Origin of the sequence: Mycobacterium sp. 1165178.9 (assembly GCF_001673555.1) — a bacterium.
Classification (GTDB): Bacteria; Actinomycetota; Actinomycetes; order Mycobacteriales; family Mycobacteriaceae; genus Mycobacterium.
The window spans coordinates 1-8,364 of record NZ_LZMB01000288.1; the positions used below are offsets into that span (position 1 = coordinate 1).

General features: G+C 64.4%; 11 protein-coding genes. 5 read left to right on the plus strand and 6 right to left on the minus strand.

The genetic code is table 11. The features are described 5' to 3' along the window. Positions 1-145: 145 nt before the first annotated feature. Both A5652_RS12240 and A5652_RS12245 read left to right on the plus strand, forming a co-directional pair. Positions 146-613: a lipocalin-like domain-containing protein gene (locus tag A5652_RS12240; RefSeq protein ID WP_067351094.1), complete on the plus strand. Its 468-nt coding sequence runs from the start codon at positions 146-148 to the stop codon at positions 611-613. Positions 614-679: 66 nt separating this feature from the next. Further along, positions 680-1,441: an SDR family NAD(P)-dependent oxidoreductase gene (locus tag A5652_RS12245; RefSeq protein ID WP_067351096.1), complete on the plus strand. Its 762-nt coding sequence runs from the start codon at positions 680-682 to the stop codon at positions 1,439-1,441. Positions 1,442-1,472: 31 nt separating this feature from the next. Here A5652_RS12245 and A5652_RS12250 read toward each other — a convergent pair whose 3' ends face one another. Beyond that, positions 1,473-2,126: a heme oxygenase (biliverdin-producing) gene (locus A5652_RS12250; RefSeq protein WP_067351100.1), complete on the minus strand. Its 654-nt coding sequence runs from the start codon at positions 2,124-2,126 to the stop codon at positions 1,473-1,475. Between the two features lie 48 nt (positions 2,127-2,174). On the opposite strand from A5652_RS12250, the gene A5652_RS12255 reads away from it, so the two are divergent. Both A5652_RS12255 and A5652_RS12260 read left to right on the plus strand, forming a co-directional pair. After that, on the plus strand, positions 2,175-2,543 hold the full coding sequence (locus A5652_RS12255) for a SpoIIE family protein phosphatase (protein WP_067351103.1): 369 nt from the start codon (positions 2,175-2,177) through the stop codon (positions 2,541-2,543). 130 nt (positions 2,544-2,673) lie between these two features. After that, a complete protein-coding gene (locus A5652_RS12260) occupies positions 2,674-3,078 on the plus strand; it encodes a limonene-1,2-epoxide hydrolase family protein (protein ID WP_255361833.1) in 405 nt (134 codons plus the stop codon). 29 nt (positions 3,079-3,107) lie between these two features. Here the strand turns inward: A5652_RS12260 and A5652_RS12265 are convergent, their stop codons facing one another. After that, complete coding sequence (locus A5652_RS12265) at positions 3,108-3,650, minus strand: FKBP-type peptidyl-prolyl cis-trans isomerase (RefSeq protein WP_156745301.1); 543 nt, start codon at positions 3,648-3,650, stop codon at positions 3,108-3,110. Between the two features lie 75 nt (positions 3,651-3,725). Further along, positions 3,726-4,160, minus strand: coding sequence for a MarR family winged helix-turn-helix transcriptional regulator (locus A5652_RS12270; protein ID WP_067351108.1), 435 nt, complete (start codon positions 4,158-4,160; stop codon positions 3,726-3,728). Positions 4,161-4,211: 51 nt separating this feature from the next. On the opposite strand from A5652_RS12270, the gene A5652_RS12275 reads away from it, so the two are divergent. Further along, positions 4,212-4,844, plus strand: coding sequence for a TIGR03086 family metal-binding protein (locus tag A5652_RS12275; protein WP_197513939.1), 633 nt, complete (start codon positions 4,212-4,214; stop codon positions 4,842-4,844). A 26-nt stretch (positions 4,845-4,870) separates the two neighbouring features. Here A5652_RS12275 and A5652_RS12280 read toward each other — a convergent pair whose 3' ends face one another. The 3 genes from A5652_RS12280 to A5652_RS12290 form a co-directional block, all read right to left on the minus strand. Further along, on the minus strand, positions 4,871-5,182 hold the full coding sequence (locus tag A5652_RS12280) for a DUF732 domain-containing protein (protein ID WP_067351113.1): 312 nt from the start codon (positions 5,180-5,182) through the stop codon (positions 4,871-4,873). 171 nt (positions 5,183-5,353) lie between these two features. Beyond that, positions 5,354-6,493, minus strand: a complete 1,140-nt coding sequence (locus tag A5652_RS12285; protein WP_067351121.1) for a serine hydrolase domain-containing protein — start codon at positions 6,491-6,493, stop codon at positions 5,354-5,356. Between the two features lie 50 nt (positions 6,494-6,543). Continuing rightward, positions 6,544-8,007, minus strand: coding sequence for a biotin carboxylase (locus A5652_RS12290; RefSeq protein ID WP_067351116.1), 1,464 nt, complete (start codon positions 8,005-8,007; stop codon positions 6,544-6,546). Positions 8,008-8,364 lie beyond the last annotated feature (357 nt).

The window sequence follows — 8,364 nt, forward strand, 5'->3', positions numbered from 1 at the left end:
CGCGGTCTCACCACTGCCGCCGCGGGGGGCGATGGTGGTAGCACAAGTCATGAGCGGCATTATCGAGGCGTCGGCGGCGCGCGGGTTTCGATGCCGCGGTTGACGCAGTCAAGCGGTGGCATCACAGCACGAAGGGGCGCCAACAATGACCGAACTCATTATGCGAGGTCTACGCGAATACCTCGTCGGGGCCTGGACGTTGGAGTCTTACCAGAGCTCCGATGTGGATGGCTCAAACGTGCGTTACCCGTTGGGAACCGACGCCCGCGGAATCATCATGTACACCGCCGACGGCTACATGTCCGCCCAGATCATGCGCGCGGCCCGCGCTCCGCTTGCCCGCGGCGATCTCCAGCTCGCCGAAGCCGACGAATTGGCCGGGGTGGCCAGAGGGTATCTGGCCTACGCGGGCCCGTATAGCGTTCTCGACAACGGCATTGTCGCCCACCATGTCGACGTCAGCCTGCTACCGAACTGGATCGGCGGAACCCAGTACCGCGCAGCGCAAATCGACGATGACCGCTTGCAGCTCGGCCCCGCCGAGCCCGTGCTCATCAAAGGCAGACTCCGCAACGGACGCCTGATCTGGCGACGCGCGGACCCAGCCAAATAACCTGGCGTGCAATCAGAATCTTGGATGAGCGAACGTGGCCTGTCGCTCCGACCTCAGGAGAACTGAATGGGATTGCTCGATCACAAGACCGCGGTCATCACCGGTGCCAACTCGGGCATCGGGCTGGCCACCGCTCAGCGATTTCTCGCCGAAGGCGCCGACCGCGTGTTCATCACCGGTCGGCGCCGGTCCGAACTCGATGCCGCGGCAAAGCAATTGGGACCCCGCTCGACCGCCGTAGCCGGCGATGTCGGATCGCCGGAAGATCTCGATCGGCTCTACGCCGAGGTCGCGGCCGCCGGCAGGGGCCTCGACATCGTGATGGCCAACGCCGGATCCACGAGGGTGGCGCGGCTGGGGGAGATCACCGACGACGACCTCGACGCGCTGCTGACCACCAATGTCAAGGGAGTCGTCTACACCGTCCAGAAGGCGCTACCGCTGCTCAACGACCACGCCTCCATCATCCTGACCGGCTCCACGACCGCGGATCGTGGCCGCGTCGGACTGAGTATCTACGCCGCCACGAAGGCGGCCGTCCGGTCACTGGCCCGCGCCTGGGCCAACGAACTCGCCGACCGCAACATCCGGGTGAACGTCATCGTGGCCGGGTCCACGGCCACCCCCGGAAGCAATGCACTGGCCGCGCAGACCGATCCTGAAACGTCAATCGAAGAGTTCCGCGCCGGCCGCATCGCCACGATCCCGCTGGGCCGCTTCGCCGATCCGGCCGAGATCGCCAATGCCGCAGTGTTTTTGGCCAGCGATCTGTCCAGCTTCACCACCGGATCAACGGTGACCGCCGACGGCGGATTCAACCAAGTCTGACGCGTTGGCTGGGCTCTCGCATTGGCGTGCTTCAGCGCTGATGATCCACGATGCCGCCGGCCAATTCATCGAAGAGGGCCTGGTTCAGGCCGAAGGCGAACTTCACCTCGCCGACGATGCGATCGATCTCGACGACGTCGGCGCTAAGGGCATCGAGGCGAGCCCGGTAGGCGTCCTTGTACGGTTTGGGCCGCACCGGGAATTCGTAGAAGGCAAGGCCTGCGCCCCGCAACTCGAACGTCCGGTCCAATATTTTGCCGATACCCCGGCCTCCGGAGAGGTCCCCGAGATAGCGCGTGTAGTGGTGCGCCACCAACGCACCGCCCCACGTGAGAGCGCCGAGCCGTTCGGCGTAGGCCACCGCCGCGGGGGAGTCGACTTCCCGTTCGGCACCGCGGGGCAGCCAGTGTTCGAGGTCGGCATCGATAGCCGTCATGCGCTCCAACGCGGGGTCGTACACGGCGGCCACCATGGAATCGTCACGGCGGGCCCGCACGGCTTCCTCCAGGGCGGAGTACACCACGCGCAATCGCAGCAAGTAGGCCGAATAGCCCGCCGCGCCGATCCGGCCGGCGAGCAGTTCGGACATGAATGGGCTCTGCTCGGCGGCGTCGTGTTCGGCCGCCGAGCCTTCCTTCATCGCGACCGACAGGCGGCGGCTTGTTGGGACGGCGATCGAACGCATGACCTGCCCAGATTACATTGGTGATGAGCAGGGCGGTTACTGCGGCGGATGCAACCAGAGAAGGCCGAGCGGGTCGATCTCCGATCGGGTCAGGTGGAGGCGGCGTCGGCGGGCCATTTGATGGCATACCTGACGAACTCGACGGCGGTTCCGGCGCCGATCAAGCTGTCGCCATCGATCGGCATCAAGGGTGTCAGTTACGCCGCCAGCGCTTTCACCATCGAGCCCGCACACGGCTTGGTCCTGTTCTCCGACGGCCTGGTGGAGCGCCGCGGTGAATCCATTGACGATGGACTAGATCTTCTGGCCGAAATCCTCGGCCACGCGGGTGACTCGGCGGCGACCCGGATCTGGACGGCGATGGCGTCGGGCCATACCGACGACGACGTCACCATCATCACGCTGCGTCGCCCCTGAACTCTCGCTAAGCGATTCGTATATCGGCGCCGAACCCGGTGGCGGCCATCTACAGTTCGAAAATATCGACTGCAATCACGAAGGACGTGAGATGGCGAAAAGTGTTGCGACGAAAAACGACAACGAAAAGATGGTTGTCGACTTTATCCATGCCGCTTACGGCCAGAGCATGAACATCGACGCCATGACCGCACTCATGACCCACGACTTCGTCTGGCAACTCCACGTGCCGCTCTCACCGGTGGTTCGTGGACGCGACGCGGCGCGAGCCGAACTCGAGAAGCACAACACCCTGTCGACGGGCATGATCGAGGGGAGTGAGATCCGCACGATCGTGTCCGATAGCGACACGGTCATCGTCGAGCGGGTCGACGTGAACGCCATGAATGGCGTCGCGGTCACGTTCCACGTCACAGCGCTTTTCGAGGTTCGCGACGGTGCGATCGCTCACTGGCGCGAGTATTGGGACACCACTCACGTCGCGCAACAACTTGGGATAGATCCCGCGCTCATGTTCGCACCGTTAGGCGATTAACCTGTGGCGCAACGGGTTTAGGGGCCGCGCTACCCCGTTGCGTTGAGGATCTTGATGGCAAAGACGAGCGAGTCGCCCGGCTGGATTCCGGCGCTGGGCTGACCTTCGGGGTAGCCATCCGCGGGAACCATCGCGACGGCAACCGTGGATCCGACTTTTTGCCCTGCGATAGCCTTCTGGAAGCCCGGCACGACTCCGGTAAGCGGGAAATCGACCGGTGCGCCGCGCTGGTAGCTGCTGTCGAAGACGGACCCGTCGCGTCCGTTGACGCCCATGTAGCAGACGGAGACCCTGGCGGTGCTGGAGACCACAGGTCCATCTCCGGCGTGCAGCGTGTGCACCTGGGTTTGGCTGACGCTGAACGGTGCGGTGACGTTCACCAGCGGAGCCGTCGTATCCGTGGACCCAGTGACCGCGACGCTGCCGCTGGTGCCGCTCAGCGTCCAGTCGGGCGATCCGCCGTTCTGCGGTGCCGCGGTCGGGCACGAGCCGGCCGCGGCGGCCGGACCCGCACCGGCGAGCGTCAGGGCGGTTGCTGCGACGGAGGCCGCAAGCGCGGCGCAGGAATACATCCGGGAAGACTTCACGGCCGACACGCTACCGCCACATCTCGTCTCAATACTCGCGGGGCACCATTCGTGCTGAGGTCATTCACCCGTCGGGCGAGGCGTGAGTTGTTGAAGAATGCGCAACAGCGACTTGCGGTCCGACGGAGTCAGCTGGCAAAGCCAGCGCTCTTCGCCACGCTGAATCGCCTGCTGCACCTGCCTTTTTACTGCGCGTCCGCGTTCTGAGAGCTCCAGCAGTCGAACTCGACGGTCCTCAGGGTCGGGACGCCGGTCGATGTACCCAAGCTGTTGCAGGTCGTCGAGGACGGCGATGATGCGCGTCTTGTCGGCGCCGATAGCCGCAGCCAGGGCGGCTTGAGTGCGCACCGGTGAGTTGTCCAGCTCGGTCAGCACGGTGTAACCCCACATCGATAGTCCGTGGCGCTCAAGAATGGGCAGCTCGGCAGCCACGAGTTCGCGCACCAGCGGTCCGAGCATCGCCGCGAGGTCCGGTCGGGACGGCGCTTTGCTCATGGTGAGATAGTAGAGGAGACACGATTATATGCTTATGCTTATGATATGACTATGCATACGATAGATACTCTGCGAACACACCACCGCGTGGCGGTGATGGCCACCATCGAGGTTGTTCAGCGGGTCGGCACCAGCGATCTAGCGCGCCCAACCCCATGCAGCGGCTGGAATTTGCTTGAACTGCTGGCCCATATGACCGCGCAGCATCGAGGGTTCGTCGCGGCTGCTCACGGCGCCGGGGCCGATCCCGCGGTGTGGGAGACGTCTGCGGTGATCGACGCGGTGGCGGCCGACCCCGCAGGCAGTTATGCGGCGGCCGCTTGCGAGTTGCTCACGGCAATCGCCGAGGACGAGGCGCTCGCCGTGCCCTTCGAATTACCCGACTTCGGCAAAGGGGCCGTGTTTCCCTTCGAGCAGGCGATCGGGTTTCACTTCGTCGACTACGTCGTGCACGGCTGGGACGTGGCCCGCGCAGTTTGCATCCCATTCAAGTTGCCCGACAACGTGATTGACGCGGCGCTGGTGCTCGGATTGCAAGTTCCGGGCGGTGACTACCGCACCGGCGCTTCCGTCCCGTTTGGGCCGGCGCTCGACCAAGTGCCCGACGGCACTGGCTTCGACCGCCTATTGCGTCATCTCGGTCGCTCGCCGGCATGGAGTTCACCCGACATACAACCGGCGTAACCTCCTGCGGCCAATGGCCGTGACCGTCAGGTGCAGAGGCTAGGGGCGTCGCACACGTTGCCGGGGCAATAGACCGAGTGGGCGGCGTTGACCAGGCTTCCGACGTCGAGCAACGTCACGCCCTTCGTGTCCAGGCGAGCGTGGAGGTCGTCGGCGATCTGCTGCGGAGTCCAACCCCACGTAAGGTCGTAGCACACGTCGTGCGCCTCCGCGATCAGTGCCTCTTCGGTCTTCGGCGGCCACGTGAGGCCGACGGCGCGCAACTGCGCGAGGTACGCGTCATCCTGCGGGGTCGCCGCCGCGATGCCCGGGCTGCTCACAACTGCAGCGGCAACCATGACGGGGACGGCGATTGTGGCTGGCCTTCGAGGTGAGGGCATTTAATTCCCATCCAATCTTCATGGGGCGATGAGACACGCCAAAAGTGCGTCACCGCAAAGCAAGACAGACAGCAGAATAACCAATGTTTGCAAAAGCGGCTCGCCGGAGTTCTGGCGGGCGCCGGCGTGCTAGCCAGTGACTTGAGCCAAATCGCGTGCCACCGCATCGAATGCGCGCAACGTGTCGAGCATGTGCGGCTCATGAGAGTCCATTTGGGTGGATAACTTGGCGGCCACCAGCGCCGCGCTGCGATTGATGTAGACCATCTGACCGCACATGCCCTGGCACAGCACGACGTCGTTGCCGGGATAGGGGAACCACATCTGGTTGCGGTACATGCCGCCGGGCATTTCGTTGTCATCGGGGCTGGCGGCGAACGCCTGACGCGAGTCGTGCCCGCCGTCCAGGGTGTCCGCGATCCACGCCGCCGGCACCACTTGCTGGCCGGTCAACGAGACACCGTCGCGCAAGAACAGGGAACCGAACCGGATCATGTCGGTAAGACAAGCACTGACGCCGCCGTCGAAAAACCCAGTGCCGCAAGCATCTACACCGATCGTGGCGTCGGATTGGGCGCCCATGCGGCTCCACAGCAATTGCGACATCAGCTCGGGCATTCGCCCGCCCCCGGCGATCTCGCAGATCCAGCCCAGCACATCGGTTTCGCACGAACGATATTCGAACGGGCCACCGTGAGCGGACTTCTGCCGCAAGGTCAACAGGAACTCTTGCAAGGTGGCCGGGGCGCCCGGGCTGCTCCTGGGCGCCCAGCCCATCGCCTGATCGAGAAGATGTATCTCCGCGGCCGGATCTTGACAATTCTCCGAAAAGCAGATGCCCGATCTCATGTCCAGCAGATGACGCACCGTTGCGCCCCTGTAGCCGCAGTTCGCCAGTGCCGGAACGTAATACGTCACCGGCGCGTCGAGCGCGATTGCGCCGGCCCCGTGTAGCGCGCCGACGACGGTCGCCACCAGCGATTTGCTCACCGAGAACAGAAGATGCCGCGCATGGGGCCCAAAATCGCCGAGGTACTCCTCGGCCACCATCGTCCCGCGGTGACAGACGGCCCAGCCGTCGGTGCCGGTGGTGGCCATCACCGCCCCCACGGTGGTGGCCACCCCGCCATTGTCGGTCACCCGGATCGTCGACAGGGGAGAAGTGGCCGCGGGCAACGCCGCGACCGGTCCGGTCCCACGCGAGATCACGGCGGTCGGCACGAAGTCTTCGACGTGCTGGAAGGACCACCGCGCATATGGAGCCGACATCCAGTTGTCCAGTGAGATGCCGGCCGGGGCGTGACTCCTACGGCTGTCGGTCACGCGCGCGCGACGAGCCGTGAGACGATCGGCGCGGCCGGCGTCAGGGGAGTTGAGACGAACTTCGCCTTCATGCCCTTCACCCAGCGCTGGCAACGCTCGCTGAGCTGATAATCGTCGGTCTGCAAGTGGGAGCGCGTGACGAGCACGCCCAGTTGGGCGCCCTCGGAACGCAAGTCGCCGGGCGCCGCGACACGCATGTAAAAAGCTTCGGACCCGTCGAGCAGCGTGGCCCAGTCGTTGGCGGTCCGCGAAAACGAGACCCGACCGTCGTCGTCGATGCGCCATACCCCGGTGCGTGGCGTCGCGGTGAAGAGCTCGACGTCCTGCGAGGTCTCCGTGATGATCACTTGGCCCCAGACCTCGTCCTCGCCATAGCCGCGCTCCCAGCGCGAGTTGATCTTGTCGATGTCGAGTTCGTACTCCACATCCATGTACTCGAGCAGGTGAAACAGGAACAGCGGCATGTCGGCGTAGGCCTCGGCGGTCAGGTTCGTCATCGGGCTGGCGCCGCTCAGGCGCGGGTTCACCTCGCCGAGGTAGAGCTCGTTTGAATCGAGGTCATGCAGAAGGTCCACCTCGAAGTAGCCGAGGTAACCCTCGCGGCGCATGACGTCGCCGAGCTTCCCCACCATTTCTCGCGCGGCATGGGTCTGGGCCGGCGGCAACACCTCGCGCCAGATGTCGTTGCCACACCAGCTGCCCCGGCTCGGCGTCAGCTCCGAATAACCGACGAGACTCGTCATCGCGGGGCCCACCACGGTGCCGTGGCGGGTCACGGCACCCTCGAGGCACACCTCAACATTGCGGATGCGCTTCATGACTTTGACTTCTTGCTGCGAGGCCAGGTCACCAGCGTGCTCGTCCCAGTCGCGCTGACCGTGCACGAAGAACGTCCCACTGCCGGCGTTGCCATAGGCGACCGAGATGACGAGGTCGTCTCCCAATCCGGCGCTTTCCGCGAGCGTCAGCAGTTCTTCGTGGGACCGCGCCCGCCCGATCGCGTGCGGCACGCTCGGTATACCCGCCTCGTTGGCCAGGCGCGTCATGACGATCTTGGAGCCCAGGCGCTGGCGCAGCTCGATCGGCGGATGCATGACCTGCAGGCCTGCCGACCGCGCGAGGGCCTGGATTTCCTCGTTGAGCATCACAAAACAGCACTTGCCACCGGGACCTTTACCCGCGATGAACTCGAGCGTCTCCGGATCGGACAGCAGGTGGCTGCACACTTCGTCCATGGAGTCAAAATCACGGCGGTCCCGTCGCCGGGGGACGAACACGCGTGAGTGGGTGCCCTCGAAAGAGTCAAAGTAGGTCAGGTAAAAGAAGTTTCGAATCCACCGATCAACACCGAGCAGGTTGAACGGGGTCGGCGAGATGAAGTAGAGCGGCACCTTGTTGGTGTGAAAGAACGCGCGGATGTCCGAGAGGCCGTTCAGCGCACGGCGTGGATCAGGGGCCATCACTTCGGCCGCGGTGACGTCGAGGTCCGAAACCGGCCAGGGAGTAGCGCCCCGGCCAGAGATGGTGCGGTCAGCGCTGCGGCGATGACATGACATATCTCCATTCGACAAGTGTGCGCCCTGTCCGTCCGCGTCGAAGGTGAACAGTCCGAAACGCCGACAGGCAACTGAAAGTACACCTTGCCTTATGGGCTACGGTCATCGTTTCTCACGTTGACCCACAACTGATTTGACCTCGCTCGGGCAAACACTTGAGTGACGGCGCTGGCCGGCGTTGACTCTGGCCGGTCGGAGTTGACAGGTAGGTATTTGATTCCGTGCAACAGGGTGCTGTCGTTCGGATCGGGTTCGCCCGCA